Source organism: Acidovorax sp. LjRoot66 (assembly GCF_964253305.1).
Classification (GTDB): domain Bacteria; phylum Pseudomonadota; class Gammaproteobacteria; order Burkholderiales; family Burkholderiaceae_C; genus Acidovorax.
The window spans coordinates 1,252,430-1,278,841 of the sequence record NZ_CAXUQU020000001.1; the positions used below are offsets into that span (position 1 = coordinate 1,252,430).

The 26,412-nt window shown below is 64.1% G+C and carries 20 protein-coding genes and 1 pseudogene; 13 read left to right on the forward strand and 8 right to left on the reverse strand.

Annotation, left to right across the window (positions count from 1 at the left end; genetic code table 11):
* Window positions 1-16: 16 nt before the first annotated feature.
* A complete protein-coding gene (locus ACSQ3Y_RS05875) occupies window positions 17-322 on the forward strand; it encodes a hypothetical protein (RefSeq protein ID WP_057200082.1) in 306 nt (101 codons plus the stop codon).
* A gap of 35 nt (window positions 323-357) precedes the next feature.
* Here ACSQ3Y_RS05875 and ACSQ3Y_RS05880 read toward each other — a convergent pair whose 3' ends face one another.
* The 7 genes from ACSQ3Y_RS05880 to ACSQ3Y_RS05910 form a co-directional block, all read right to left on the reverse strand.
* Window positions 358-1,521, reverse strand: a complete 1,164-nt coding sequence (locus tag ACSQ3Y_RS05880) for an acyl-CoA dehydrogenase family protein (protein ID WP_436176712.1) — start codon at window positions 1,519-1,521, stop codon at window positions 358-360.
* Between the two features lie 118 nt (window positions 1,522-1,639).
* On the reverse strand, window positions 1,640-2,803 hold the full coding sequence (locus ACSQ3Y_RS05885) for an ABC transporter substrate-binding protein (protein WP_436176713.1): 1,164 nt from the start codon (window positions 2,801-2,803) through the stop codon (window positions 1,640-1,642).
* Between the two features lie 96 nt (window positions 2,804-2,899).
* Window positions 2,900-4,756, reverse strand: coding sequence for an AMP-dependent synthetase/ligase (locus tag ACSQ3Y_RS05890; protein WP_436176714.1), 1,857 nt, complete (start codon window positions 4,754-4,756; stop codon window positions 2,900-2,902).
* 5 nt (window positions 4,757-4,761) lie between these two features.
* Entirely contained in the window at window positions 4,762-5,580 is an 819-nt protein-coding gene (locus tag ACSQ3Y_RS05895) for an ABC transporter ATP-binding protein (RefSeq protein WP_436176715.1), read from the reverse strand.
* Complete coding sequence (locus tag ACSQ3Y_RS05900; RefSeq protein ID WP_436176716.1) at window positions 5,577-6,416, reverse strand: ABC transporter ATP-binding protein; 840 nt, start codon at window positions 6,414-6,416, stop codon at window positions 5,577-5,579. The genes ACSQ3Y_RS05895 and ACSQ3Y_RS05900 overlap by 4 nt, the downstream gene beginning before the upstream one ends.
* A gap of 17 nt (window positions 6,417-6,433) precedes the next feature.
* The gene (locus ACSQ3Y_RS05905) at window positions 6,434-7,510 is read right to left on the reverse strand and encodes a branched-chain amino acid ABC transporter permease (RefSeq protein WP_436176717.1); all 1,077 of its coding nucleotides are present in this window, start codon (window positions 7,508-7,510) and stop codon (window positions 6,434-6,436) included.
* A 4-nt stretch (window positions 7,511-7,514) separates the two neighbouring features.
* Window positions 7,515-8,390 carry a branched-chain amino acid ABC transporter permease gene (locus tag ACSQ3Y_RS05910; protein ID WP_057266325.1) on the reverse strand — a complete coding sequence of 292 codons (876 nt, stop codon included), beginning with the start codon at window positions 8,388-8,390 and terminating at the stop codon, window positions 7,515-7,517.
* A 174-nt stretch (window positions 8,391-8,564) separates the two neighbouring features.
* Between ACSQ3Y_RS05910 and ACSQ3Y_RS05915 the strand changes: the two are divergent.
* From ACSQ3Y_RS05915 to ACSQ3Y_RS05925, 3 genes and pseudogenes are all read left to right on the forward strand, one after another.
* Window positions 8,565-9,361: pseudogene (locus tag ACSQ3Y_RS05915) on the forward strand (crotonase/enoyl-CoA hydratase family protein).
* A 104-nt stretch (window positions 9,362-9,465) separates the two neighbouring features.
* Entirely contained in the window at window positions 9,466-9,951 is a 486-nt protein-coding gene (locus ACSQ3Y_RS05920; protein ID WP_436176718.1) for a thioesterase family protein, read from the forward strand.
* A 157-nt stretch (window positions 9,952-10,108) separates the two neighbouring features.
* Window positions 10,109-10,702 (forward strand): bactofilin family protein, encoded by a 594-nt coding sequence (locus ACSQ3Y_RS05925; RefSeq protein WP_057266322.1) that lies wholly within the window; start codon window positions 10,109-10,111, stop codon window positions 10,700-10,702.
* 44 nt (window positions 10,703-10,746) lie between these two features.
* Here the strand turns inward: ACSQ3Y_RS05925 and ACSQ3Y_RS05930 are convergent, their stop codons facing one another.
* Window positions 10,747-11,190 (reverse strand): acyl-CoA thioesterase, encoded by a 444-nt coding sequence (locus tag ACSQ3Y_RS05930; protein WP_057200093.1) that lies wholly within the window; start codon window positions 11,188-11,190, stop codon window positions 10,747-10,749.
* Window positions 11,191-11,318: 128 nt separating this feature from the next.
* On the opposite strand from ACSQ3Y_RS05930, the gene ACSQ3Y_RS05935 reads away from it, so the two are divergent.
* The 9 genes from ACSQ3Y_RS05935 to ACSQ3Y_RS05975 all read left to right on the forward strand — a co-directional run bounded on the left by ACSQ3Y_RS05935 (window position 11,319) and on the right by ACSQ3Y_RS05975 (window position 26,403).
* Complete coding sequence (locus ACSQ3Y_RS05935; RefSeq protein ID WP_436176719.1) at window positions 11,319-13,160, forward strand: ABCB family ABC transporter ATP-binding protein/permease; 1,842 nt, start codon at window positions 11,319-11,321, stop codon at window positions 13,158-13,160.
* 174 nt (window positions 13,161-13,334) lie between these two features.
* The gene (locus ACSQ3Y_RS05940) at window positions 13,335-14,537 is read left to right on the forward strand and encodes a helix-turn-helix transcriptional regulator (RefSeq protein WP_436176720.1); all 1,203 of its coding nucleotides are present in this window, start codon (window positions 13,335-13,337) and stop codon (window positions 14,535-14,537) included.
* 193 nt (window positions 14,538-14,730) lie between these two features.
* Window positions 14,731-15,789 (forward strand): hypothetical protein, encoded by a 1,059-nt coding sequence (locus ACSQ3Y_RS05945; protein WP_436176721.1) that lies wholly within the window; start codon window positions 14,731-14,733, stop codon window positions 15,787-15,789.
* An 80-nt stretch (window positions 15,790-15,869) separates the two neighbouring features.
* Window positions 15,870-17,957 (forward strand): glycosyltransferase, encoded by a 2,088-nt coding sequence (locus tag ACSQ3Y_RS05950; protein ID WP_436176722.1) that lies wholly within the window; start codon window positions 15,870-15,872, stop codon window positions 17,955-17,957.
* Between the two features lie 85 nt (window positions 17,958-18,042).
* Window positions 18,043-19,164 carry a glycosyltransferase gene (locus ACSQ3Y_RS05955; protein WP_436180091.1) on the forward strand — a complete coding sequence of 374 codons (1,122 nt, stop codon included), beginning with the start codon at window positions 18,043-18,045 and terminating at the stop codon, window positions 19,162-19,164.
* 65 nt (window positions 19,165-19,229) lie between these two features.
* Window positions 19,230-20,507 carry a tetratricopeptide repeat protein gene (locus tag ACSQ3Y_RS05960; protein ID WP_436176723.1) on the forward strand — a complete coding sequence of 426 codons (1,278 nt, stop codon included), beginning with the start codon at window positions 19,230-19,232 and terminating at the stop codon, window positions 20,505-20,507.
* A 51-nt stretch (window positions 20,508-20,558) separates the two neighbouring features.
* Window positions 20,559-22,001, forward strand: a complete 1,443-nt coding sequence (locus tag ACSQ3Y_RS05965; protein ID WP_436176724.1) for a mannose-1-phosphate guanylyltransferase/mannose-6-phosphate isomerase — start codon at window positions 20,559-20,561, stop codon at window positions 21,999-22,001.
* A 27-nt stretch (window positions 22,002-22,028) separates the two neighbouring features.
* Complete coding sequence (locus tag ACSQ3Y_RS05970) at window positions 22,029-24,446, forward strand: hypothetical protein (protein ID WP_436176725.1); 2,418 nt, start codon at window positions 22,029-22,031, stop codon at window positions 24,444-24,446.
* Window positions 24,418-26,403 carry a hypothetical protein gene (locus ACSQ3Y_RS05975; RefSeq protein WP_436176726.1) on the forward strand — a complete coding sequence of 662 codons (1,986 nt, stop codon included), beginning with the start codon at window positions 24,418-24,420 and terminating at the stop codon, window positions 26,401-26,403. The genes ACSQ3Y_RS05970 and ACSQ3Y_RS05975 overlap by 29 nt, the downstream gene beginning before the upstream one ends.
* Window positions 26,404-26,412: the final 9 nt, after the last annotated feature.

A 26,412-nucleotide genomic window follows, 5' to 3' on the forward strand; every position in this document is an offset into this window, starting at 1 on the left:
CTCGACAATCCAGAACATGGCAAAAACCCTTTCTGAATCCCTGCAACTCCTGGCGCGCGACGCCATCGAGTACGACGACGCGCGCTCGGGCTTTTTCCTGGAGCACCATCTGGCGCTGGCCGCAGGCGCAGGGCTGGCCGTGTCGGCATTCATGGCCCCCAGCCGCGGTGCAGCAGCCGCACGCGGGATTGCTGCGGGACTCTTGCTGGTGCGCGGTCTCAGCGGCCGCGATGGCGTGCGCGACTGGCTGCAGGTGCGCGGAACCGCGCCGGCCCCGCGCAAGCTCAGCCCCGAAGAGATCCGCGAGACCTGGCTGCTCTAGGACGACAAGCAGGCCTCTGATGTCGAGGGGCGCGGCTACTTGCCCAGCCCCATCGCGCGGGTGATCACTTCTTTCATGATCTCGTTGGTGCCGCCGTAGATGCGCTGCACGCGGGCGTCGGCATAGGCCCGGGTGATGGGGTATTCCCACATGTAGCCATAGCCCCCGTGCAGCTGCAGGCATTCGTCCATCACCTTGCACTGCAGGTCGGTGGTCCAGTACTTGGCCATGCTGGCCGTGGCAGTGTCGAGCTGGCTCGTCACGATGAGTTCACAGCACTTGTCCACGAACACCCGGGCCACCTGCACCTCGGTCTGCAGTTCGGCCAACGTGTAACGGGTGTTCTGGTAGCTGGCCACGGGCTGGCCGAAGACCTTGCGCTGCTTGACGTAGTCCACCGTCCAGTCGATGGCCGCCTGGGAAGCGGCCACAGCGGTGATGGCGATCTGCAGGCGCTCCCAGGGCAGTTGCTCCATCAGGCAGATGAAGCCGCGCCCCTCCATGGCCGGGCCGCCCAGCAGATTGTCTGCCGGCACCTTCACATCGGTGAAGAACAGTTCGGAGGTGTCCTGTGCCTTCATGCCCAGCTTCTTGAGGCGCTGGCCCTTCTCGAAGCCCGGCATGCCGCGCTCCACCAGGAACAGGCTGGTGCCCTTGGCGCCCGCCGCCGGGTCGGTCTTGGCGACCACGATCACCAGGTCGGCATGCCAGCCGTTGGTGATGAAGGTCTTGCTGCCGTTGAGCACATAGTGCGAGCCGTCGGCGCTCTTCACGGCCGTGGCCTTGATGCCCTGCAGGTCACTGCCGGCGGCCGGCTCGCTCATGGCGATGGCGCCCACCATGGCACCGCTGGCCAGCTGCGGCAGGTAGCGGCGCTTTTGTTCCTCGGTGCCGTAGTGCAGGAGGTAGGGCGCCACGATCTCGCTGTGCAGCCCGAAGCCGATGCCGGTGAAGCCGGCACGCGCAATCGCCTCCATCTGCGCCACCGAGTAGAGCTTGTCGGCGCCCGCGCCTCCGTACTCATCGGGCAGGGCCATGCACAGAAAGCCGTTCTCACCGGCCTTGGTCCACACGGCGCGGTCCACATAGCCCTGTTCCTCCCAGGCCGCATGGTGGGGTGCCACCTCCTTGTCGAGAAAGCGCGCAAAGCTCTCGGCAAAGGCCTGGTGGTCGGCGTTGAAGAGGGTGCGTTCGATCATGGTGTTCGTATCCAGCGTAATTTTGAAAAGCGGGTGCTTTTCAAAATTCTGCCATGGGTTTGCCACAGTAAAAAGGCCGCCCATGGGGGGCGGCCTGGCAGGCAAGCGCGGGCGCTGCTTACTTGACGTAGTCCGACACCACCTTCCACTTGCCTTCCTGGATCTGCGACAGACGCGAGAGGTCGCTGCCCAGGCGTTTCTGCGGTCCGTAGCTCGCCTCGGCGCTGCCGAACATGTCGGGCGGGATGACCATGGTGTCCATGGCCTTGATGAAGCTCTCGGTGGTCAGCGAGGTGCCGGCCTTCTGTGCCGCGCGGATGAACGCATCGATGGCGCCATAGCCGTAGACCGAGAACACTGTCGGGTCTTCATTGAACTTGGTCTTGTACTTGGTGGCCCAGAAACGGATCGGCTGCGAGGCCTCGTCCAGGTAGGGGTGCTGTACCGTCATGGTGGCGTACAGGCCGTCCATGGGCTTGCCGCCCAGCTTGTGGATCAGGTCGGTGTAGGCTGCGCTCGAACCCAGGAAAGTGGGGTTGAAGCCGGTCTTGCGTGCCTCGCCGATGGTGCCGATGGTCTCGCGGATGATGGTGCCCAGGACCACGAAGTCGCACTCCGCCGCTTTCATCTTTGCGACCTGGGACGAGAAGTCGGTGGCGCCGCGCTTGTACGAGGTCTTCTCGGCGAAGTCGGTGCCCATGGCCTTCAGGGCCGCTTCACCGCCGCGCATCACCTCCAGCCCGAACTCGTCGTCCTGGTAGATGGTGCAGATCTTCTTGGCGCCCTTTTCCTTGATGAGTTTGGGCGCAGCCAGGCGGATCTGGTCGTAGTAGGTCGCGGCGAACGAGTATTTGAGCTTGTGGAAGGGCTCGTACATCTCGCGTGCGGCCGTCACCGGAAAGAAGTTGATCACGTTCTTGCTGAACTGCACCGGCATGGCCGCCAGGTTCTGCGCCGTGCCGATGTGCGCCACCATCATGAAGATCTTGTCCTGGTTGACGAGCTTCTGCGCCGCCAGCACTGCCTTCTTGGGGTCGTAGCCCGAGTCCTCCACCTTGAGGTCGAGCTTGCGGCCGTTGACGCCGCCCTGCTCGTTGGCCTCGTCCACGCGCAGCATCATCCCCAGGCGCACCTGCTTGCCGAAGCCCGCGAGCGGCCCCGACAGATCCTGGATGGAGCCCAGCGTGATGGTGTCCTTGGCCACGCCCTGCGGGGCCTGGGCCTGCGCGGCGCCGCCGGACATGGCCACGATGGCCAGCACGGCAATGGGATGAAGTTTCATGGCACGTCTCCTTGGATGGATCGGATTCGTCGTTATAGAACGATGCCCGGTACCGGGCACCAGCACTTTCCCTATGGAACCGGGGCCCGGCACGGCTCAGCGGTACATGGCCTCAATGCGTTCCGCATACTTCTGCTGCACGAGCTTGCGCTTGAGCTTCATGGTGGGGGTCAGCTCCTCGTCCTCGGCCGAGAGCTGCGTGTCGAGCAAGAAGAACTTCTTGATCTGCTCCACGCGCGCGAAGCGGGTGTTCACCCGGTCCACCTCGGCCTGTATCAGGGCCTGCACCTCGGGGGCGCGCGTGAGGCTGGCGTAGTTGGAGAACGGTACGTCGTGGTCCTGCGCGTATTTCTCCACGTTCTCCTGGTCGATCATGATGATCACCGTGAGGTAGGGGCGGGCATCGCCGATCACCACTGCGTCCGTCACATAGGGGCTGAACTTGAGCTCGTTCTCCAGCTCGCTCGGGGTGATGTTCTTGCCGCCGGCGGTGATGATGATGTCCTTCATGCGGTCGGTGATGCGCAGGTAGCCGTCGGCGTCGATCACCCCCACGTCGCCGGTGTGCAGCCAGCCATCGGCATCGATGGTCTCGGCCGTCTTCTCGGGCTGGTTCAGGTAGCCCTTGAACACGTTCGGGCCGCGCACCTGGATCTCGCCGGTGCCCGGGTCCACGCGCACCTCGTTGTAGCTGGCGGCCGGGCCGATGGAGCCGGGCTTGATGCGGCTGGCGGGCACGCCGGTGGCGGCGCCGCAGGTCTCGGTCATGCCCCACACCTCGAGCATGGGCACGCCCAGCGCCAGGTACCACTTCACGAGCTCGGGCGAGATGGGCGCCGCGCCCGTGACCAGGAAGCGCGCGCGGTGGATGCCGATGAGCTTGCGCACGTTGTTGAGCGCCAGCCAGCGCGCCAGCTGGAACTGCAACTTCTGCACAGCCCCCACAGGCTGCCCGGCCAGCACCTGGTCGGCAATGCGCGTGCCCACGCCGATGGACCAGGCGTAGGCCGCCTGCTGCAGCGCCGTGGATTCCTTGAGCGCGATCATCACGCCGGAATAGAACTTCTCCCACACGCGCGGCACGGCGGTGAATACCGTGGGGGCGATTTCGCGCACGTTCTCGGGCACGGTGTCGGGGTTTTCCACGAAGTTCAGGCGCGAGCCGGTGTACAGCGAAAAGTATTCGCCCCCCATGCGTTCGGCGATGTGGCACAGCGGCAGGAAGCACATGGCTTCGTCGTCCTCGGTGCGCGAGATCAGGGTGTTGTAGCCGCGCACGGTGTAGGTCAGGGCGCCATGGGTGTGCATGGCGCCCTTGGGCTTGCCGGTGGTGCCCGAGGTGTAGACCAGAATGGCCACGTCCTCGGGCCGGCAGGCCTGCACGCGGCGCTCCAGCTCGCCCGCATGCCCCTGGCTCCACTCGCGGCCCAGCGCGCGCAAGGCCTGCAGACTGATGATGCCGGGGTCTTCCAGGCTGCGCAGGCCCTCCATGTCGAAGACCACGATCTTGCGCAGCAGGGGCAGGGCGCCACGCACCTCCAGCGCCTTGTCCAGCTGTTCATCGTCTTCCACGAAGAGCACGCTGGTGCGCGAGTCTTCGCTCAGGTAGTGCACCTGGCTGGCCGCGTCGGTGGGGTAGATGCCGTTGGAGACACCGCCGCAGCTGAGCACGGCCAGGTCGGCCAGCACCCACTCGATGTTGGTGTTGGACAGGATGGAGGCGCATTCGCCCGGCGCGAAGCCCAGCGCCATCAGGCCGCCTGCGATCTCGCGCACGGCATCGGCCGTCTGGTTCCAGGTCCAGCTCTTCCAGATGCCGAGCTGCTTCTGGCGCATCCACACACGCGGGCCGCGCTGGGCCACGCCGTTCCAGAACATCGCGGCAATGGTGTCGCCCGCGAGCACGTCGGCGCCGGCCGGCTGGATGTGGGAGAGGTCCCATAGATTGGACATGCGGGTCACCTCCAGTTCTTCTTCTTTTTCCAGCGCCGCTCGCCGCGCACGCCGGCGTCCTTCATGCCCAGGTAGAACTCCTTGATGTCGTCCTTTTCGCGCAGGCGCTCGCAGCTGTCTTCCATCACGATGCGGCCGTTCTCCAGCACGTAGCCGTAGTCGGAGGCGTTGAGCGCCATGTTGGCGTTCTGCTCCACCAGCAGGATGGTGGTGCCGCGCTCGCGGTTGATGCGCACCACGATCTCGAAGATCTCCTTGGTGAGCTTGGGCGACAGGCCCAGGCTGGGCTCGTCGAGCAGGATGAGCTCGGGGGCGGCCATGAGCGCGCGCGAGATCGCCAGCATCTGCTGCTGCCCGCCCGAGAGCAGGCCCGCGTCCTGCCCGGCGCGCTCCCTGAGGATGGGGAAGTAGCCGTACACCAGCTCCAGGTCGCGTGCCACGGCGTCGGCATCGCTGCGCGTGTAGGCGCCCATGAGCAGGTTGTCGCGCACCGAGAGCAGTGCGAACACCTCGCGCCCTTCGGGCACATGCACCAGCCCCCGGCGCACGATGGCGGCCGGATCGGTGGCCGCGATGTGGGCGCTCTGGAACTCGATGGTGCCCCGGCGCGGATCGATGATGCCCGAGATGGTCTTGAGGATGGTGGTCTTGCCCGCGCCATTGCTGCCCAGCACGGCGGCGATCTCGCCGCGCTGCACCTGCAGGCTCACGCCGCGGATGGCCTTGATGGGGCCGTAGGCGCTCTCCACGTTCTGCAGGCGCAGCAGCGGCGTGCCCTCGGCAGCGCTGGCGCCGGATGGTCCGGGAAATGGAATGACGGTCATCGTGCCATCCTTGCCGGTGCGCTGCCCGCCGGGCGGCGCAGGTTGCTCACGTCGTCGATGGTGCCCAGGTAGGCCTCGATCACGCCGGGGTGCGACTGCACCTCGCGCGGCGTGCCCATGGCCACCACCTCGCCCTGGTTCATGGCCAGCACGCGGTCCGAGACCTTGGACACCAACGACATGTCGTGCTCCACCATCAGCACGGTGATGCCGAGTTCGTGCTGGATGTCCTGGATCCAGAAGGCCATGTCATCGGTCTCCTCCACGTTCAGTCCCGACGAGGGCTCGTCCAGCAGCAGCAGGCGCGGCTCGGTGCACAGCGCGCGGGCCAGCTCCACCACCTTGCGCACGCCGTAGGGCAGGCCGGCCACCAGGGTGTCGCGGTAGTGCTGCAGGTCCAGGAAGTCGATGACCTCCTCGGCCTTCTCGCGCGCACGCACCTCGGCGTCACGCACGCGGCGGGTGAACAGCATGTCGGCCCACAGGCCCGTCTCGCGGCGCGTGTGGCGGCCGATCAACAGGTTGTGCAGCACGCTGGCGTGCTCGAACAGCTCAATGTTCTGGAAGGTGCGCGCAATCCCCAGGCCCGCCACCTTGTGCGGCGGCTGGTCGGTCAGCGGCAGCATGCCGTCCGGGCCGGCGTAGTGGATGGTGCCGGTGGTGGGCGTGTAGATGCGGCTGATCAGGTTGAACACCGTGGTCTTGCCCGCGCCGTTGGGGCCGATCAGGGTGAACACCTCGCCGCGGCGCACCTCGAAGCCCACGTTGTTCACGGCCAGCACGCCGCCAAAGCGCACACTGAGGTTCTGCGCGCTGAGCAGGATGTCGTCGGTCATGGGAGAAGCGGTGCCGGTCATTTCAAGCGGTCCGATTTCTGAAAAGACTTCTGCCGCTTGAACAGGCCCTTGCGGTAGAACGGAAACAGCTGCAGCCAGGTGCGCACCTTGAGCCAGCGGCCATACAGGCCCATGGGCTCGAACAGCACGAAGAGGATGAGCACGGCGCCGTAGACCACGGCCTGCAGGCCGGGCGCCTGGCCGATGCTGGCCGGCAGCCAGTCCTTGCCCAGCGAGATCAGCTGCGGCATCGAGATCAGGAAGATCGCGCCCAGGAAGGCCCCATGCACCGAGCCCAGCCCGCCGATCACGATCATCAGCAGCAAGTCGATGGACTGCAGGATGTTGAACTGGTCGGGCGAGATGAACTGCAGCTTGTGCGCATACAGCGCGCCGCCGATGCCGGCGAGTGCTGCCGAGAGCGAGAACGACAGCGTCTTGTAGCGCGCCAGGTGGATGCCCATGCTCTGCGCCGAGATCTCCGAATCGCGGATGGCCACGAAGGCCCGGCCCGTGGGCGAGCGCAGCAGGTTCAGAATGGCCAGGGTGCTGACCACGGCGATGACGAGGCACAGGAAGTAGAAGGATTCGGTGGATTCGAACTTGAAGCCCCAGATCTCGGGTGGCACCAGGTGCTTGCCCGAGTTGCCGCCCGTGACCGACTCCCAGCGCGCAAACACTTCCTCGACGATGAAGCCGAACGACAAGGTGGCCATGCCCAGGTAGATGCCCTTCACGCGCAGCGCCGGCAGGCCCACCACCACGCCCACGGCGGCCGAGAGCCCTGCCGCGCAGGCCAGCGACAGCGCAAACGGCCAGCCCATGCCCGTGAGCACCGCCTGCGTGTACGCCCCCACGCCGAGGAAGGCCGCATGCCCGAGCGAGAACAGCCCCGTGAAACCGGCCAGCAGCATCAGCCCCAGGCCGACGATGGCGTAGATGAGCACGAAGGTCAGCTGCGCCAGCCAGTACTCGGGTGCCACCCAGGGCGCCACCACCAGGGCCAGGCCCAGCAACCCGTACCAGAACAGGTGCCCGCCATGCTTGGCCAGGCGCAGGTCCTGCTCGTAGGAAGTCTTGAAAAGAAAGCGCATGGGGTCAGACTTTCTTTCTCAGCTTTTCGCCAAACAGTCCGTTGGGCCGCACCATCAGCATGACCAGCACCACGATGTAGGCGGCGGTGTCCTTGAACCCATCGGGCAGGTAAAAGCCCGAGAACGATTCGACGATGCCGATCACCAGGCCGCCGACGATGGCACCCGGCAGGCTGCCGAAACCACCGACCACAGCGGCCGGGAAGGCCTTGAGCCCGATCAGCCCCATGTTGGCGTGCACGAAGGTGATGGGCGCCAGCAGCAGCCCGGCCACCGCCGCGACGGCGGCCGCCAGGCCCCAGGCCAGGCCGTTGAGGCGCTGCACGGGGATGCCCATGTAGTAGGCCGCGAGCTGGTTCTGCGACGAGGCCTGCATGGCGATGCCGAGCTTGCTGTAGCGGAACAGCGCGAACAGCAGCACGCACAGCACGCCGGTGGCGCCGATCACGGCCAGTTGCTCGGCGTTGACCACCAGGGTGCCCAGGCGGAACGACAGGTCCTTGTAGGGCACGGGCAGGGTGTGCGTCTCGGTGCCGATGGTGGGGATCATGGTCACCAGGCCACGCAGCACATAGCCGATGCCGATGGTCAGCATGACGATGGAGAACGCGGGCTGGCCCAGGATGGGGCGGATCACGGCACGTTCGAGCACCGTGCCGAACAACCCCATGGCTGCGATGCTCGCGAGCACCGCCACCCAGAAGGGACAGCCGAGCACCGTCATCAGCGCCAGGCCGCAGAAGGCGCCCAGCATCATCAGCTCGCCCTGGGCGAAGCTCACGGTTTCGGTGGCCTTGTAGATGAGCACGAAGCCGAGCGCGATCAGGCCGTAGATGCACCCCTGGGCGACCCCGCTGATCAACAGTTGCACGAATTGCACACTGGCTCTCCAGAATATTTATACAAAGCAATTGCTTTGCATAAATAATGGTGCCTGTGCACGGCCCGTACCGCACTCGGGGCTAACCCTGATGGGGGGATCAAGGCGCATGTTGTCCCTTTGCCGGCGTGCGCGCAATAAGGGTTGCGTCCTATGCGGCGCCAGGAGAAACCGATGGCCATAGAGGTGGAGAAGCAAGGCCGTGTCACGCTGGTGACATTGCGCCGCCCCGGCGTGCGCAACGCGGTGGACCCCGCCACCGCCCAGGCGCTGCATGCGGCCTTTCTGGATTTCGAACGCGACGATGGCGCCGACGTGGCCGTGTTCCATGGTGCCGGCGGGCATTTCTGCGCCGGCTGGGACCTGCAGGCAGGTGCCCGGCTGCAGGCTGAAGGCACCTCGCCCGAGGCCCTGGCCGAGGGGCTCGACTACGCGGCCGGTACGCACCATCCACCGGGGCCCATGGGCCCGAGCCGGCTGCAACTGTCCAAGCCCGTGGTGGCCGCCATCAGCGGCGCGGCCGTGGCCGGCGGCATGGAGCTGGCGCTGTGGTGCGACCTGCGCGTGGTGGAAGAGGACGCCTACTTCGGCGTGTACTGCCGCCGCTTCGGTGTGCCGCTGATCGACGGCGGCACGGTGCGCCTGCCGCGCCTCATCGGCCTGTCGCAGGCGCTCGATCTGATCCTCACGGGCCGCAAGGTGGAGGCGCCGGAGGCGCTGCGCATGGGCCTGTGCAACCGGGTGGTGCCGCCGGGCCAGGCGTTGGCGGCTGCCTTGCAACTGGCGCGCGAGATCGCCGCCTTTCCGCAGGCCACGCTGCGGGCCGACCGTGCCAGTGCGCTGGCGCAGGAGGGCCTGCCCTTGCCCGAAGCGCTGCTGCAGGAGTGGCAGGGCGGCCGTGCCGCCTGGCTGATGCGCTGCGGGGCGCGGCCCGTTTCAGCGCAGGCCAGGGGCGCCATGGCGCGTTTTGAGTCAGAATGGCTGCTATTGCTATCATTTGAAGAGCGCGTGAGCGCAAGCGCATGGGCTGCCAGCGCCGAGGGCGCTGGCGGACCGTACAGGAACAACCCACACCATGAGCAAGACCTCCACCGCACTGCCGCAGGAATTCGAGCCCGAATTCGTGGCCGGCCTGAAATCCATCTTCGAGGAAAAGATCGTCTTCAACCAGGTGCTGGGCCTGAAGATCACCAGCCTGCAACCCGACCGGGTGGAGGGGCGCATCGAGATGAAGCCCGAGCTGGTGGGCCACTATGCCTACAACCGCGTGCACGGCGGCGTGATCAGCGCAGGCCTCGATGCCATGGGCGGCCTGGCCGTCATGGCCGCCATCGGTGCGCGCCACATGGACGAGGCGCCCGACCAGCGCCTGCACCGCTTTGCCAAGCTCGGTACCATCGACCTGCGCATCGACTACCTGCGCCCGGGCATCGGCAGCCACTTCACGCTGCATGCCGAGGTACTGCGCCTGGGCTCGCGGGTGGCGACCACGCGCATGGAGTTCAAGGGGCCCAACGGCGAGATCATGTCGGCGGGGGCTGCCGCCTACATCGTCTCCTGAACATCTGTCGGCCAAGGATGTAACAGACGCATGTGTGATCCCGCAAGCCTTGCAAGTGCATGCTACGGGTGAACCGTTTGGTTACCGTTCTTGCGTAAAGCGCGCATCCATCGCGTAGGCCCCCTCCTACGATGAAGCCTCTTTTCAAGGAGTACCGATGGCCGTGCAAAACCCCTTCTTTGGCAAGCGTGAACCCGAGTCGTTTCAGCCCCGCCACAGTCCTTCCAATTCCACCGGCCTGAACAGTTCGGTGGCCAACTCCTCTGCAGCTGCCACCAGCGCTGCGGCGGCATCGGCCCCCGCCAGCCCGGCCCTGGCCAAGCCCTCCCCGGCCTCGGATTCCACCGGCAGCAAGCTCACGGTGGGCCCCAACATCAAGCTCAAGGGCGTGGAGATCACCGACTGCGACACCCTCGTGGTCGAGGGCACCGTGGAAGCCACCATGGATTCGCGCGTGATCCAGATCTCCGAGCACGGGGCTTTCCGCGGCTCGGCCGAGATCGACATCGCCGAAATCCACGGTGAGTTCAACGGAACGCTCACCGTGCGCCAGAAGCTCGTGATCTACAGCACCGGCAAGGTCAACGGCAAGATCCGCTACGGCAAGCTGGTGGTGGAAGAGGGCGGTCAGTTGGCGGGCGAGATCGAGTCGGGCATCGGCTCGGGCAGCTCATCGTCCTCGGCATTGCGCAGCGCGCCGGCGCAGCAGCCCGTTCGGGCCGAGCCCACGGCGATGGCCGTGGCCGCCTGAACGCTTGCACGCCCTGACCGGGGCCGCGCAGGTCCCGGTTTCCTTCAGTCCGCCGATCCGGCCTGATCGCCTTCCTTTTTGGGGCGCGGCACTGGGCGCGGGCGGCCTTCGTCGTCGATGGCCACATAGGTCAGGCGCGCTTCCGTCACCTTGACGTAGCGCCCCTGGTCGGAAAAGCGTTCGGCATACACCTCCACCTGCACGGTGACCGAGGTGTTGCCCACGCGCGTGATCGACGAGAAGAACGACAGGATGTCGCCCACGCGCACGGGCTGCTTGAAGATGAATTCGTTGACCGCCACGGTCGCCATGCGGCCCTGCATGTAGCGCGCCGGCAGCACCGAACCGGCCAGGTCGACCTGCGCCATTACCCAGCCGCCAAAGATGTCGCCATTGCCGTTGGTGTCCGCCGGCATGGGGATCACCTTGAGCACCAGCTCCTTGTCTGTGGGCAATAGGGCGGCGGGTGGGCTGAAAGTCGCGGACATGGGCACAATCTCGGTTGGGGCTGGCACGGATGCTGGAGGACACCATGGGTGGTTTCCAGGGCCAACCCAAAGAAAAACCCTCCGGGCGCCAGCCGGGTCGGTAAGAACAACAACCGGAATTGTCCCCCATGCGCCCTGTCGGCGAACCCACCCCGCTCCAAACACCGGCTTCCGCAGCCACCGCCCCCTCTGACTGGGCCACCATCGGCCGCCTGCTGCCCTATCTGTGGCAGTACAAATGGCGCGTGGTCGCGGCCATCGTCTTCATGGTGGGTGCCAAGGTGGCCAACGTGGGCGTGCCCGTCCTGCTCAAGACCCTGGTCGACACCATGGACCTGAAGCTGGGCGACCCGGCCACGTTGCTGGTGGTGCCGGTGGGCCTGCTGCTGGCCTACGGGGCGCTGCGACTGTCCACCTCGATCTTCAGCGAGTTGCGCGAACTGGTGTTTGCCAAGGCCACGCAGGGCGCCGCGCGCTCCATTGCGCTGCAAACCTTCGAGCACCTGCACGCCTTGAGCCTGCGCTTTCACCTGGAGCGGCAGACCGGCGGCATGACGCGCGACATCGAGCGCGGCGTGCGCGGCATCGAGTCGCTGATTTCCTTCACCCTGTTCAACGTGGTGGCCACGCTGGTCGAGGTGGCCTTGGTGCTCACGGTGCTGGCCGTCAAGTTCGACGCCTGGTTCGCCTGGATCACGCTGGCAGCGCTGGCGTTCTACATCACCTTCACGGTGCTGGTCACCGAATGGCGCACCCAGTTTCGCCGCGAGGCCAATGAGTTCGACTCGGCCGCGCACACCAAGGCGGTCGATTCGCTGCTGAACTACGAGACCGTCAAGTATTTCAACAACGAAGCCTTCGAGGCCCGGCGCTACGACGAAAGCCTGGAGCGGCTGCGCCATGCACGGCTCAAGAGCCAGACCACCCTGTCCATGCTCAACGCGGGCCAGCAGCTCATCATCGCCATCGGCCTGGTGGCCATGCTGTGGCGCGCCACGCAGGGCGTGGTCGACGGCCGCATGACGCTGGGTGACCTGGTCATGGTCAACGCCTTCATGATCCAGCTGTACATTCCGCTGAACTTCCTCGGTGTGATCTACCGCGAGATCAAGCAGAGCCTGACCGACCTGGACAAGATGTTCGTGCTGATGGACAAGGAACGCGAGGTGGCCGATGCCCCCGGCGCGCAGCCACTTGCGGGCCTGGACCAGGCCACGGTGCGTTTCGAGGACGTGCATTTCGCCTACGACACGCGCAAGGGGGAGGGCGTTGCCCGTGGCCGGCCCATCCTGCAGGGCGTGAGCTTCGAGATCCCCGCCGGCAAGACGGTGGCCGTGGTCGGGCCCTCGGGCTCGGGCAAGTCCACGCTGGCGCGGCTGCTTTACCGCTTCTACGACATCCAGCAGGGGCGCATCACCATCGCCGGGCAGGAGATCCGCTCGGTCAGCCAGGCCAGCGTGCGCCAGGCCATCGGCATCGTGCCGCAGGACACGGTGCTGTTCAACGACACCATCGCCTACAACATCGCCTACGGCCGCCCGGGCGCCAGCCAGGCCGAGGTGGAGGGCGCAGCGCGTTCGGCGCGCATCCACGACTTCATCGCCGGCACGCCGGCTGGCTATGGGGCCATGGTGGGTGAGCGCGGGCTCAAGCTCTCGGGCGGCGAAAAACAGCGCGTGGCAATCGCCCGCACCTTGCTCAAGAACCCACCCATCCTGATTTTCGACGAAGCCACTTCGGCGCTCGACTCGGCGAACGAACGCGCCATCCAGGCCGAACTGCAGAGCGCGGCCCAGAACAAGACCACCCTGCTGATCGCGCACCGCCTGTCCACCGTGGTCGATGCGCACGAGATCCTGGTCATGGACGCCGGCCGCATCATCGAGCGCGGCACCCATGCCGAACTGCTGGCCCAGCGTGGGCGCTACGCCAGCATGTGGGCACTGCAGCAAAGTGACGGCGCGGTTTGAAACGGGCCCAGCTTGGTCCACGATCTTCGTAGCGTGCATCGGTGGCTCAGATACGCGTATCAACCTTTCTGGAACCAGGCTCAAACCCACTGTCCAATAGCGGAAATCCCCCATTTGGGGGAAGACTAAACGGCAAGAACCATAAATGATGCATTTTTTCACATATGTATCAAAATGTCGGAATCTTACGTCCCGCTACCTCGCAGTGCAGTGTCTTCGCCGTTTGAAGAGAGGCTCGAAGAGTTCGATGCTCTGATCCACCTCATCTACAGCGCGGTAGCCAACCCTGATTTATGGACTCAGGTTGTCGGCGCGGTTGCACGTTCTTTAGGCGCAGACAAAGCGCTTCTTTTCACTCCCTTCGCCAGGCCGCAAGACGGTGGCATGGCATACCCCTGGCAAATTCCCGAAGCTCATCTGGGACTGTGGGCCACCAAATATCTTGATCACGATATCTGGGCCCACACAGTGGTGCAAAAAGGGCTGATGCGCAACGGCAGCGTCTACACCGACCAAGACCTCGTGCCAACGAAAGCGTTTCGCGAATCCGCTTTCTATGTGGAGTTTCTCAGCCTGATCGGAATAGGCCAGATGTGCGGAGGCATCATTTCTGAGGGCGAGCCGGGAATGCCCGCTACGAGCCTGTCGGTGTTTCGGAGTCCGGACGACCCAATCTTCGGCGCCATAGAGCGGCGTTGGATAAGTCTAGTGCTTCCACATCTGTCTCGTGCCCTCGGCCTCACGCAACGGCTGTCATTCAAGCGTCATCGCCTGCAGTCCCTGCGCATCGCATTGGATCGCCTTTCCGTGGGTGTTGTCTTGCTCAATGAAGCACTGGAAGTAGTATTCACCAACCGCGTGGCACAAGCAGTTTTTGAGCGCGACGACGGCTTGTTTTTACGAAGTCGCCGGCTCATGTCGCGCCAGCCATCCCAGGGCAGCGAGCAGCAACTGGAAGCCTGGCTTGCCGTGCTGTGTTCTGCACCGCCTGCGCGCCTGGCCGAGCTGGGAGACACGCTAAACGTACCTCGGTCGGCGCCAAGCTCGCGCTACAGCGTGCAATGCTGCCCTCTGGAAATCGACAGTGAGCTCGGAGGCACCGAGGACGCGAAGTACGTTGTGTTCATCACCGATCCAGATCACGCGGTCTGGCCATCTCCTGAGGTACTTCAACGCAAGTTGGGGTTGACTGTTTCGGAGTCGCGAGTCGCGCTGCTCCTGGCGCAAGGATCTACCTACCGGGCGCTGGCCGACACCTTGAGCATCGCGGAAGAAACCGCTCGTAGTCATGTGAAAAACATATATGCAAAGACGCGGATCAATCAGAAAGCGGTGCTCACGCGCCTAGTCTTGTCGCTCGCCACTGCTGCTGTGTGACCTTATGTGATTTGCCGCGACTGCAGGCGGGTTGCAATTTTTTTTTCGGATTTACAGCAATACCCCCAATTCGTGGGATGGCCTTCAAGCGAGACGCCTTTTACAGTCTGCAAATAGATTTCAACTATCCACAAGCTGCAGTTGCTACAACTTCTCTTGGGGCAATTTTTAACCTTTTTGCAGGTGAACTGACATGTCTGAATCTTTGGTGGGCGGCGCGTACAGCAGCTTGACGCCTGCGACGCAACAATTGCTCGATCGCATTCTCGGCGACACGGTTGGCGGCTCGGCGGTCACGTCAACCCTGCCAGGTGGCGGCACTTTGATCACCGCAACAGGCTCTGGTGGAGTGCTCCAAGGCGCTGTGATTTCTCCCACGGGCCAAGCGGTTACCGGCGAAATCGTGTCGGGCGACCTCACGCTTTCCATTGCGCTGCCCGGTGGCGTGAGTCTGACTTTCGAAGGCCCGGGTACCGCTTTGACTGCGGAACAGGCCAACGCGCACATCACCGGCATTGTGGATGCGGCTTACCCCGCAAACTCCACTGATCCCGCCGTGCAAGCCGCACGCTACAGTCTTGTTGCAGCCATCGATGCCATCACCCAAAGCCTGACAGGGGGCTCAACCCCCGGGACAGTCACGGTGCGGGTGGTGACGCTGACGGACAGCAATACCACCAGCAACGCCCGCCCCTACCTGACGGACGGTAGTGCATACAGCAGCCAGGCGGCTGCGGCGCCCAACGAAGTGGTGTTCACGGCACAGAGCAAGGCCGGCACCAAAGAGTTGCTGACCTTCATGACCGAACAGTTGGGCACTAACAAGACGCTGGTCCTCAAGGAGGTGCAGAACGCTCTGATCATTGGCGCTGGTACGGTGCGCGTAGACGGCGCTACAGCAGCCTTCCTCAATGCAGATAGCAACAGCCAGGTCATCACCGGCGGCGCTGGAAACGACACACTGGTGGGGGGCGGTGGCCGCGACACGATTACCGGCGGTTCCGGCAAGGATGTGTTCGGCCTCAACGCGTTGGGCCACCTCACCATCACCGACTTCAATGTGGGTCAGGACAAGCTGGCGTTCAGCGTGCCCGGCTTCACCAAGGCTACCGACCTGGCGCCGTATTTCACAGGATTGACCGTGGATGCGTCTGGCGCAGCGAAGCTGAATTTCGGCGACTACCTCAGTATCACGCTGGTGGGCGTGTCGCCCGAGCAACTGACCTTGGACCTGCTCCAGTTCAAGTTCTAAACCGATAGTTGAACTGCTACAAGGCAGGTTTGGAATGGGGCTCGCAATCGCGGGCCCCATTTCTTGCGTGGCGCTGACCGATGAACATACAACACGAGCCTCTCGGCCTGGTAGAGCAACTGACACCTTTTCGGGTGCAGGGCTGGGCCTTTGATCGGGCCAGGCCGGATCTCGCGCTGGATCTTGTCTTGCGTGTCGACGGTACGGCGGTCCAATGGTTTCGTCCTCATCTGCGGGCGGACTCGATCGCGCAGTATTTGGGTATGTCTGCCAGTTCGCTTGGGCCGACTGCTTTCGACATCCCCGCGCCTGAAGTGTTGGCGGATGGACGCCCGCACCGGGTGGAAGTCGTGCATGCCCCGACCGGGGCGGTGCTTCCCAGCTCTGCAAGCACTGTCCAGTATTTCGACCCGCACGTGCCGCTGGCCCGCATACAGCCGTTAGGCATATCGGCAGCGGCGCTGCAGGCCGACCCCGAGGTCACGGTGGTCGTGCTCAACCGCAACGGCCGTGTCGTGTTGCAGGCTTTGCTCGAAAGCTGGGAGATCTACAACCAATCCACTTCGGTGGAATGGGTCGTGATAGACCATGCCTCAACCGACGGCAGCCTGGAACTGCTGGAGTCGTGGAAGGAGAGGTTGGATCTGCGTGTCCAGGCTCTGCCAATCAACGACTCTTTCTCCGCCTCCTGCAACCTCGGGGCCAGCATGGCGAAAGGCCAGCACCTCCTGTTCCTGAACAATGACATCGTTTGGCTTCATGACGCGCTGCCTCAGATGTTGCAGACCCTGCGGAGCGACCCGGACACAGGCATTGTTGGCATCAAGCTGCTCAAAGCCATCGGCGAAAGCAGCGCGGGCATGCCGGTAACCGACGTGCAGCATCTGGGCGTGCGATTCAAGCAGCATGACCAAGGTTATTGGCCCTATGAGGCAGCACCCTCCGTTACCCGCCGCGAAGCCGAGTACAGCCCCCAGCAGGTGCCGGTCGTCACTGGCGCCGTCCTGTTGTGCCGCAAGGCGGACTTCATGGCGGTGGGGGGCTTCGATACCTCGTACTTCTACGGGTTCGAAGATGTCGAGCTGTGCCTGCGCCTGGCCCATCGGCTGTGCAAGCGCGTGGTGTGCCGCAACGACCTGACGGCCCTGCACCGGCATGGCCATACTCGTTTGACCGGGCGTGAAGCCCCGATCTTCGACAGAGTTCAGCACAACGCCACGGTGCTCAATCGTCAAATGGGCTTGTGGGCCAAGGTCGCTTGGTGGCGCAGCCTCCTGCGCGCAGACGGAATCATGTGCTCCGAACGCCTGACCATCGGCTTGCTGGTCGGCAAGCTGCCCGAGCCAGGGCGGCGTGAGCGTGGTACCCGCGCAAGCCAGAAGCTGCTGAGCGACATGGCCCGGCTGGGTACGCAGCTTGAGGCGCGTTTCCCATCCGTCCGGGTTGTGCTACTGCACTCTGGTGGCGATGCCTACGATGTGCGCGGCATGCATGCAGTGGTGGTGACATCCTCTCAGTACGACATACGGCTGCTGCGCAATGCCCGCCCCGATGTTCGCTGCATCGCCTACGTGCATGGAGCCGCAGAACCATGGAGCAAAGCCCCTTGGTGGCTGGATTTCGATGGCTACATAGCCGTAAGCAGCGTCCTCTACCAATCGTGGGCAGAATCCAGCGGCGTCGTGATCGATGAGAGCAACTACCAGGCGCCCCTTGGCAGATGGCTTCGCGCAGAAAGCAGCGAGGGCCCTGCGGGCACCATGCTACGGATTGCCATCCGCCTTTCCATGACTGCTGCCAGCGCGGCAACTCGGCCATCTTCAGCCGCTACCGCGTGGGCGCATGCCCAGGCGCTGCGGCAGTCGCTCAAGCAAGAGGGCGCAGCCTGCTGGATCCAGTGGGCGGATGAAGCCCGGCAGCCACTCCAACGCCTGGCGGACGTTTGCATCATCGCCCTGGGTGGCCATGGCTCCAAAACCCTGCCGGCGGCAATGCTGGACCACGCATGCCTCAACGTGGTGTGCCAGCAGGCACCCGGTAGCAAAAGGACATTTCCACTGACAAAAAGCTCTGCGCAACCCGACCTGTGGCTGCGCGGAATACCGCGGCTGGCCGAGCTGCAGCAAGCCATAGAGAAACGTGTTGGACATACTTTTCTTGCATCCTAACTTTCCCGGGCAGTTCCGGCGCCTGGCGGCTGCATTGGCGCGGGACCCTGCGCTTCGCGTATGGGGCATGGGCGACGCCAGCCAGATGGCTCAAGGCCAACCGGTCGATGGGGTGCAGGTGCTTGCCTACCCGGCTATTTCTCCCGCGAACGATGCAGTGCACCCTATGGCCAGAGGCTTCGAGCAGGCCATACGCCGAGGCGAGCAGGTGGTTGTGTCTCTGTCCGAGTACAAACGCCAGGGCCTGGAGCCCGACGTCATCGTCGCCCACCCCGGTTGGGGCGACGCCTTTTTCGTGCGCGACTTTTTCCCTGGTGCACGCGTGGTGGGTCTTTTCGAGTATTTCTATCATGCTCGCGGGGCAGACGTGGGTTTCGACCCGGAGTTTCCCACCCAGTTCAGCGATATCTTCCGGCTGCATGCGAGCAATGCCACACAGCTGCTGGCACTGGAGTCGTGCGACGACGCGATCTGCTCCACCGCGTGGCAAAAGAGCCGCTTCCCCCAGGCGTACCGCGACAAGCTGCAGGTGCTGCACGAAGGCATCGACACCCGGCAAGCGCGGCCCGACCCCGGTGCCACTTTCGCGCTACCAGACGGCACGGTGCTGCGCCAGGGTGACGAGGTACTTACCTTCGTCAGCCGCAGCCTGGAACCTTACCGGGGTTTCCACGTCTTCATGCGCGCACTGCCCGCCATCTTGCGGGCGCGGCCGCAGTGCCGAGTGGTCATCGTCGGCGCGCTGGAGGGGGTGAGCTACGGCTCGCCGCCAGCCCACGGCGGCCACTGGAAGGAGGCTTGCCTGCGCGAGCTGGACGCTCACGGGCTGCACATCGACCCTGCACGCGTCCACTTCACGGGCTCATTGCCCCATGCCGACTATCTGCGTGCACTGCAGATCTCGCGCGCCCATGTGTACCTGACCTATCCGTTCATCCTGTCGTGGTCGCTGATCGAAGCCATGTCCGTGGGCTGCGTGCTCCTCACATCCAATACCGCGCCCGTGCAAGAGGTCATCGAAGACGGTGAACACGGCCTGATGTTTCCGTTCAGGGACCACGCCAGCCTGGCGCGCCTTGCCATTGCCGCGTTGGCAGAGCCGGCCCGCCACGTCCACCTGGGCCAGGCCGCACGCGAACGCGCGCAGGAGCGGTTCGACTTCGAAACCGTGAGCTTGCCCGCCTACCGAACCCTGCTGGGCTGCTGACCCACCGCCGACACCTGCAGCACCGCCATCACAGCCCAACCACTACCGAACCCAGGAATCCAGCCATGTCAACCAAACTGGCCGTACTGATGCAACAGGCCGCAAAGAAGCTGGCCCAGATGGACTATGGATCAGTCATCCAGCTGTACCAGAAGGCCCTGGCGCTTGCGCCCAACAACGCGGGCGCCGCGATGGGCCTGGTGATGGTGTTCAACCGCGTGGGAAAACCCGGTGATGCCCTGGCGCTGCTGCACAGGCTGTGGCCTGCCGCCCAGGCCGCCAAAGGCCCCGACGCCAAGCGATTCAAGGCCGCCGTCCTGGCGCAAATGGGCGTGGCCCAACAGCAGCTGGGCCAGCTGCAAACCGCACTGGAGACCTTCACCCAGGCGCAGCTGCTGGCGGACAGCCCGGACCTGCAGCGCAGCATCAACCAGATTCGCCCCCTGGTCACCAAACCCGAGCCCATCCAGCAACTGCTGATGCATGCCCACCAATTGGTCGCCAGCAACCGGCTCGATGAAGCCCTGCAGGTGTATGCCGGAGCATTGCAGATGCAGCCCGACAACATCGAGGCCCTGCGAGGCCTGGCCGCACTGCAGCGCCAGCGCGGCGCCGCCGACGAAGCCCTGGCTCCACTACAAAAGGCCCTGGTGCTGGCGCCCGACCGGCCCGAGCTCTACAACGAACTGGGCCTGGTTTTCCAGGACCGCGGCGACCTGCTGAAGGCAGCCACCTTTCACCAACGTGCCATCAAGGTCGATGCGCGCTTTACCTCTGCCCACATCAACCTGGGCGTGGCCTACAAGCGGCTGGGCCGCACGGACGAAGCCATTGCCGCCTACCGCGCGGCCCTGGCGCTGGAGCCCGACTCGCCCCAGGCCCACAACAACCTGGGCAACCTGCTGCGCATAGCGGGCGACCTCGCCAACGCCAAGGTCCACCTGGAACGTGCGTTGACCCTGCGCCCCGGCTATTCCGACGCGCAAGCCAACCTGCACGCCGTCACCCTGGCACTGGGCCCGCGGGCCAAGAAAGCCCCGGCAAAAAAGGCCGCAGCAAAGAAGGTGGCAACTCCGCCCAAGAAGGCCCCCAGCAAAACCGCCCCCGCCAAGAATGCGGCCACCAAGGCGCCACCGGCGGCGGCAAAGAAGCCAGCAGCCAAAGCCACGGCAAAGAAGCCGGCCGCAGCTGCCAGCAAGGCTGCGCCGGCAAAGGCCCGCTCAAAGCCGGCAGCCAAGCCAGCGCCCGCAGCAGCCAGTGCAACGGCGCGCAAGAAGCCCACCGCAGCAGCGGCGCCCACCAAGGCGAGCCGCCCGCCCGCAAAAACCCGGCGTGCGGCCTGACTCCGCCAGCAGCCTCATTCAGCCTCCCCTGCTGCGCATTGACCTCGCCCCATGACCCACGTGCATCCAGTCATCCTTTGCGGGGGTAACGGCACTCGCCTATGGCCGCTGTCGCGCGCGTCCTATCCCAAGCAACTGCTAGCACTCACTGGCCAGCATACCCTGCTGCAAGACACCTTGCTGCGGGCCGCCGCCCTGCCCGGGGCGCAAGCCCCGGTGCTGGTGTGCAACGAAGACCATCGCTTCCTGGTGCGCGAACAGGCGCAGTCCCTGCGCCACGAGCCCGCGGCCATCCTGCTGGAACCCTACGGGCGCAACACTGCCCCGGCCATTGCGCTGGCAGCCCTGCTGCTCGTGGAAACCAGCCCCCAGGCATTGATGCTGGTGTTGCCAGCAGACCACGTAGTAGATGAACAGCCGGCGTTCGCACAAGCCGTGGAGGCGGGCCTGCGGGCGGCCAAGGCCGGGTACCTGTGCACTTTTGGCATATCGCCCACATCCCCCGAGACAGGCTACGGCTACATACAGGCGGGCCAGGCACTCTCTGACGCCCCGCTGGCCCATCACGTCAAGCAGTTCGTAGAAAAGCCCGACCTGGCCATGGCGCAGAGCTACCTTGCACAGGGCACCTACGCCTGGAACAGCGGCATGTTTGTTTTCTCCGCCAGCATCTACCTGGAAGAGCTGCGGCTGCATCGGCCCGACATACTTGCCGCGGTCCGCGCCGCCTGGCGGGGGCGCACGCACGACGCGGACTTCCTGCGGCCCGATGCGCTGGCGTTTCGAGCGTGTCCCTCTGAATCAGTCGACTACGCCATCATGCAGACCACCCAGCGGGCAGCCACCGTGCCTGCCCAGTTCGGCTGGAGCGACGTAGGCAGCTGGGCCAGCCTGTGGGCCTTGGCAGACAAGGACCCGCAGGGCAACGTCTGCGTGGGCGACACCTATGTGGCCGACACGTCCAACAGCTATATCCGTGCCGAAAGCCGCCTGGTGGCCGTGATGGGCCTCGACGACGTGGTGGTGGTGGAGACTCCCGATGCCGTGCTGGTCATGCACAAAGACCTGTCGCAGAACATCAAGGCCGCCCTGGACCACATGCAGCTGGCAGGCCGCAAAGAGCACCTGGAGCACCTGCGCGTTCACCGCCCCTGGGGTTGGTACGAAGGCATTGATGCGGGTGAGCGGTTTCAGGTCAAACGCATCATGGTCAGCCCCGGCGCCAAGCTGTCCCTGCAAATGCACCACCACCGTGCGGAGCACTGGGTCGTGGTCAGCGGCACAGCCAAAGTCACTGTCGAAGGCGTGGAGGCACTGCTGGCCGAGAACCAGTCCACCTATATCCCGTTGGGCCACAAGCACCGGTTAGAGAACCCCGGCAAGGTCCCCTTGCACCTGATAGAGGTGCAGTCAGGAACGTATCTCGGAGAGGACGACATTGTCCGCTTTGAAGACAGCTACCAGCGTGTGCTCCTCGCATGCGCTCCGCAATAAATACCTACCAGCTACCTCGCCATTCCAATGCACACCATCATCGTTTGCGGCAGCCCCTGGTGCGATACCCCGAAGATCCAGGCGACGCTTGAGTCAGCTGGGCTGAGCCCTGCCAATGTGGCTGTCTCTGGCAGCGTCACCACCCCGACCGTTTGGCACGAAAGGCTGCTGGCAGGCAGGATGCGCCTGGCCCCCCCCCAGCAGCAGGTGCAGCCAGGCAAGGCGTGGGAGTTGGCCGCCAGCGAGATCTTTCTGGCGAACTGGGATCAGCCCCTGTGGGGTTGGGCCGACCACCGCAGCACCTGGCTGCTCGACTTCTGGCTGCATTTCGACCCGCAGACCCGGTTCTTGCTGGTGCATACCCCTGCCGCACAGGTGTTGGCCAAAGTGGCATCGCGAGCGTCCGAAGGCGTCTTTAGTGCCAGCGAAGTACTGCAGACCTGGTCCGCCTACCAGGGCCAGATGCTGAAGTTCTACCACCGCCACCGCGACCGGTGTGCCTGGATCCTGGACCATGCGCACCAGCAGCCAGACGCCTGGCTGCCCACGCTACCGGCCGAATGGGGTTTGAATGCCCCCGACTCTGCACTTGCGCTTTTCCAACTGGAAGAGCAGGCTGAACCCGAGCAGGCCGGGCACTTTGCCTTGCTGCAATCTCTCTCGGTGCAGGCCGTACAGCAGAGCGAGCAGACCCAGGCGCTGCAAAGCGAATTGCTGGCAACCTTGCCGAAGAGTACCGAATGGCCCCTCCAGGCGGCCACCCCTGCTGCAGCGCTGGATGCAGCGCAGGCGCTGGAGCAGATCAGCCAACTGGCTGCCAGCCAGCGCCTGGACGCCGAACTGCAACGCGAGCACGCGCAGCAGGCCCGTGCCGCGGCAGAGGCCCTGCAGGCCGCACAGGCCCAGGCGCACGCCGAGCAGTCGCAGCAGATGGTGCTGCAACTGCAGCACGCGCAGGCGCGGGCAGAGCAACTGGCACAGGAAAACGCGGCCCTGAGTCAGGCCAACTCTGTTGAGTCCAAGGCAAAAAGCGAGGCCACCGAAGAAGCTGAAGTGCTGCTGAACCAGCTTAACCAAGTGCAAGGTGAACTGGAGAAGACCCTTACCCAGTCCGCACGCTTGCAACAGAAGCACGATATGCAGACTAAAGCTCAAGCCGAGCTGGAGCAGAAACTACAACACGTCGAGAATGCGCGGCTTGCTGTAGAGACGCGGTTGAAAGCGCAGGCCTTGGCCAACGCAGATCAAGACAAATACAAGCAGGCACACTCGCAAATCGAACATCTAGCCAAAGCAAAGGCCGCCCTACAAGCTAGGCTGGATGCCGAAGCGAATGCCAGAATCGAAACAGCCGAAGAGGCAGAATTGCTGCTGTTGCAATTGCACCAAGTGCAGGAAGAGCTGGAACGCTACTTCCTTCAATACCAGCAACTGCAGCAGGACAACGCTCGGCTTCAAACTCGCCTAGACAAATGGGCCTTGCGCAACCCCGACCATTGCGAATGGGACGGCTTGGCCGTCCTACCTGACACCCAGGCCAGCCAGCAGAGCGTGCTCATCAGCGGGCTTCAGCACGGTAGTCGGGCATTGGGCAAGGTGCGGCTTGGGCTCAACCATACCCAAAAGCTCCACACGTTGGTGCTCACCCGGCAGGCCGATCAGCCGCCCCCCCTGCTCAGTTGGCCCAAGGTATCGGGCACTGGCGGAACGAACAACCCTGTTGCTGAACTGGCTCTCAACCTGCATGCCGTCCCAGGCACGCCAGACGCCATCGCCTGGGCCCAACTGGCCCCGTCTGATCTGCACCTGCTCAAGGCCACCTGCAAAGCCATTGCCGCCAATCTGCCCGCCAACACTCCTAACCACCCAGCGTGGGTAGGGTACTGGCAAACTGCCGCGGCCGCTTTTGACCTGCTGCCAGCGGCCTGGCGGTTTGACGCCATCAGCCTGCGGCACGAGCAGGTCAACCCCGACTACGAGCACCTGTGGCTGCGCTTTGCCAACGCGCAGTATGGCGCCCGCAACTGGCCGCTATTTGAGTTTCGACTCAGTGCTTCGAACGTTCGCAAGGCTCAATTTTCGAAGCAGCCCAAGCTGGAGTTTCCGCTGCCTGAGCATGGCGGCCCCAAACAGTTTGAAAGCTGGTTTGAAGAATCTGAAGACGACAAAGGCCCCAAGTTTGAGCTGCGCTTTGACATCAAGGCCCCGGCCATGGACATCGGATGCTGGAATTCCCTCAACCCGCAGGACCAGGCGCAAGCCACAGAGCTGATTGAGCAGTTGCCCAGGTTTCTGGGCTTGCTGGAGGCTTCAGGTACACACATCCACCGCCCGTGGGCTGACTGGCACAACCTGGCCGCCGGCATGCAACATGCCTTGGCCACATGCCTGAACCTCAGCACCGATACATCCCGCCATGAAATTGCTGCCGCAACCGCCGTCTGACTGGCCCGCCGCCTTGGGTGTGCTGGCACGCTTGCATCCTCCACACAGCGTGGTGCAAGCCAGCAGCCAACCGGCCAACTACCCCAGCAAAATCTGGCAACAGTGGGCTGTGCCGCATGCGCTGGTGGTAGACCCGCAGGCCACCAGCCAGCCCACTCACTTGCCGCGAGGCTGGCTCCATAGTGGGGCTGTATTGGGTGCGGCAGAGCAAGCTACCGCTGCCTTTCACAGAGCAAATCTGCCGGCGGAAAGCGGTGGGCTGCGCCCTGAGCTGCTCCAGCGCCTTTGGCCCAGCATCAGAACCCTGTCCATAGAAGCGCGCCCCGTGGCTACGCTGGACCACCTGTGGGCCGGGTTGCCTGCCGGCCACCCCCCCCCCAACTGGCTGCTGATTGACCAGCTAACCGCGTTGCCCGTGTTGCAGGGGGCTGTGCAGCTATTGGCTGGTGTGCAGGTGCTTTGCTTGCGCGTGGTACTGCTGGTGGCGGCTGAGGAACCAGGGCTGGCAGATTGCGAACTACCAGCGGTAACTGCGTTTCTCGATGCTTCAGGTTTTGTGTGCTGTGCAGTGGTCGAGACCCATCATCCCGGCATCGGCCTGGCCCTCTTCACCCGCAGTTGGGCGCACCGTCTGCAGCAAGCAGCCCAAGCTATGAAAGAGGCAGGCGCCAAGCTGGTTGCGCAAGCCCTGGCCAAGGCCGGGCAGGAGCATGGGCGACAACTGGCCCAGCAACAGCAGGAAGAAACGGAAAGGGCGGAGCAACTGGCAAAACAGCAAGCAGATCTTGTCAGTGCAAAGGACCACGAGGCGACAGCACGGGCGCAGCTGCAATCCAGGCTGGACGCCGAGTCCAAATCCAACGAGCAACTGACGCAGAAGCTGCAATACGAAATCCAGGCCCAGGCCGAACTCACCAAGCAACTGCAGCAAGCGCAGGCCAAGGCTGAGCAGCTGGCTCAGGACAACCTAGCCCAGGCACGTACCCAGGATGCAAATGCCAAAGCCACGGTGGAACTGAACGCCAAGCTGGAGGATGCAGGCAGAGCCAAGGCCGAACTGGCGCAAAAATTACAGCAAGAAAACCAGGGTAGACGGGCGGCAGAAACCATGTTGTCTGCGGAAGCCCAGGCCAAGGCCGAGCAAGTCCAGCAACATGCCGATCAGCTGCAGGCGGCGCAGGCCCGGGCTGTGCAACTGACCCGGGACAAGGCAGCATTGGCCAGTGCCATCGAAGGCGAGGCCCAGGCCAACGCCGAACTGAAAGCCGCGCTGGTTACAGAGACCAAAGCCCTTGCGGAGCTGCAAGGCAGGCTGGATGCAGAGACTAAAGCCAACGCTGAGCTTGCACAGAAACTGCATCAAGAGACTCAGACCGCGAAATCGACGCTGACTAGTTTGGCGGCAGAAACCCAGGCCAAAGTCGATCAGGCCAAAACACACGCCCAGGAGCTGCTGGCAGCGCAAGCACAGGTCGAGCAACTGACCCAGGACAAAGCGGCGCTGACCAGCGCCCTGGATGGCGCTGCACAAGCCAGCGTAGAACTGAAAGCTGCGCTGGACGCAGAAAGCAAAAACAGGGCAGAACTTCAAAGCAAGCTAGATACGGAGAGCAAAGCCAAAGCCGACCTTACGCAGAAACTGCAACAGGAAACCCAAGCCAAACAAACGGCAGAAGCCAGTGTGACTGTGGAAAAAAGGGCGAAAACTGAAGCGCAACAAAAGCGAGACGTACTGGTCGCAGAAAAGGACGTACTTAACAAGGAGAAGACGGACCTGACTATCAAGCTAGGAGGCCTGCAAAGCAGGAGCGCCGAGCTGGAAAAGCGCCTTCCAGCCATGGAGTCTGAGTACCAGGAACAGGCCCATCGCCAGCAACTGCTGCATGAAGAACTCATCAAGGCCGAGGCGCAAATCGAACTCATCAAAGATCTGCTGCTGCGGGAGCCTGGGCTGTGAAAGGTATTG

Coding starts and splice junctions, on each gene's coding strand:
- ACSQ3Y_RS05905 (WP_436176717.1), bottom strand. CDS start 7,510: ATGCGCTTTCTTTTCAAGACTTCCTACGAGCAGGACCTGCGCCTGGCC.
- ACSQ3Y_RS05970 (WP_436176725.1), top strand. CDS start 22,029: ATGCACACCATCATCGTTTGCGGCAGCCCCTGGTGCGATACCCCGAAG.
- ACSQ3Y_RS05945 (WP_436176721.1), top strand. CDS start 14,731: ATGTCTGAATCTTTGGTGGGCGGCGCGTACAGCAGCTTGACGCCTGCG.
- ACSQ3Y_RS05930 (WP_057200093.1), bottom strand. CDS start 11,190: ATGTCCGCGACTTTCAGCCCACCCGCCGCCCTATTGCCCACAGACAAG.
- ACSQ3Y_RS05965 (WP_436176724.1), top strand. CDS start 20,559: ATGACCCACGTGCATCCAGTCATCCTTTGCGGGGGTAACGGCACTCGC.
- ACSQ3Y_RS05900 (WP_436176716.1), bottom strand. CDS start 6,416: ATGACCGACGACATCCTGCTCAGCGCGCAGAACCTCAGTGTGCGCTTT.
- ACSQ3Y_RS05885 (WP_436176713.1), bottom strand. CDS start 2,803: ATGAAACTTCATCCCATTGCCGTGCTGGCCATCGTGGCCATGTCCGGC.
- ACSQ3Y_RS05955 (WP_436180091.1), top strand. CDS start 18,043: ATGGCTCAAGGCCAACCGGTCGATGGGGTGCAGGTGCTTGCCTACCCG.
- ACSQ3Y_RS05940 (WP_436176720.1), top strand. CDS start 13,335: ATGTCGGAATCTTACGTCCCGCTACCTCGCAGTGCAGTGTCTTCGCCG.
- ACSQ3Y_RS05935 (WP_436176719.1), top strand. CDS start 11,319: ATGCGCCCTGTCGGCGAACCCACCCCGCTCCAAACACCGGCTTCCGCA.
- ACSQ3Y_RS05925 (WP_057266322.1), top strand. CDS start 10,109: ATGGCCGTGCAAAACCCCTTCTTTGGCAAGCGTGAACCCGAGTCGTTT.
- ACSQ3Y_RS05880 (WP_436176712.1), bottom strand. CDS start 1,521: ATGATCGAACGCACCCTCTTCAACGCCGACCACCAGGCCTTTGCCGAG.
- ACSQ3Y_RS05950 (WP_436176722.1), top strand. CDS start 15,870: ATGAACATACAACACGAGCCTCTCGGCCTGGTAGAGCAACTGACACCT.
- ACSQ3Y_RS05895 (WP_436176715.1), bottom strand. CDS start 5,580: ATGACCGTCATTCCATTTCCCGGACCATCCGGCGCCAGCGCTGCCGAG.
- ACSQ3Y_RS05975 (WP_436176726.1), top strand. CDS start 24,418: ATGAAATTGCTGCCGCAACCGCCGTCTGACTGGCCCGCCGCCTTGGGT.
- ACSQ3Y_RS05890 (WP_436176714.1), bottom strand. CDS start 4,756: ATGTCCAATCTATGGGACCTCTCCCACATCCAGCCGGCCGGCGCCGAC.
- ACSQ3Y_RS05920 (WP_436176718.1), top strand. CDS start 9,466: ATGAGCAAGACCTCCACCGCACTGCCGCAGGAATTCGAGCCCGAATTC.
- ACSQ3Y_RS05960 (WP_436176723.1), top strand. CDS start 19,230: ATGTCAACCAAACTGGCCGTACTGATGCAACAGGCCGCAAAGAAGCTG.
- ACSQ3Y_RS05875 (WP_057200082.1), top strand. CDS start 17: ATGGCAAAAACCCTTTCTGAATCCCTGCAACTCCTGGCGCGCGACGCC.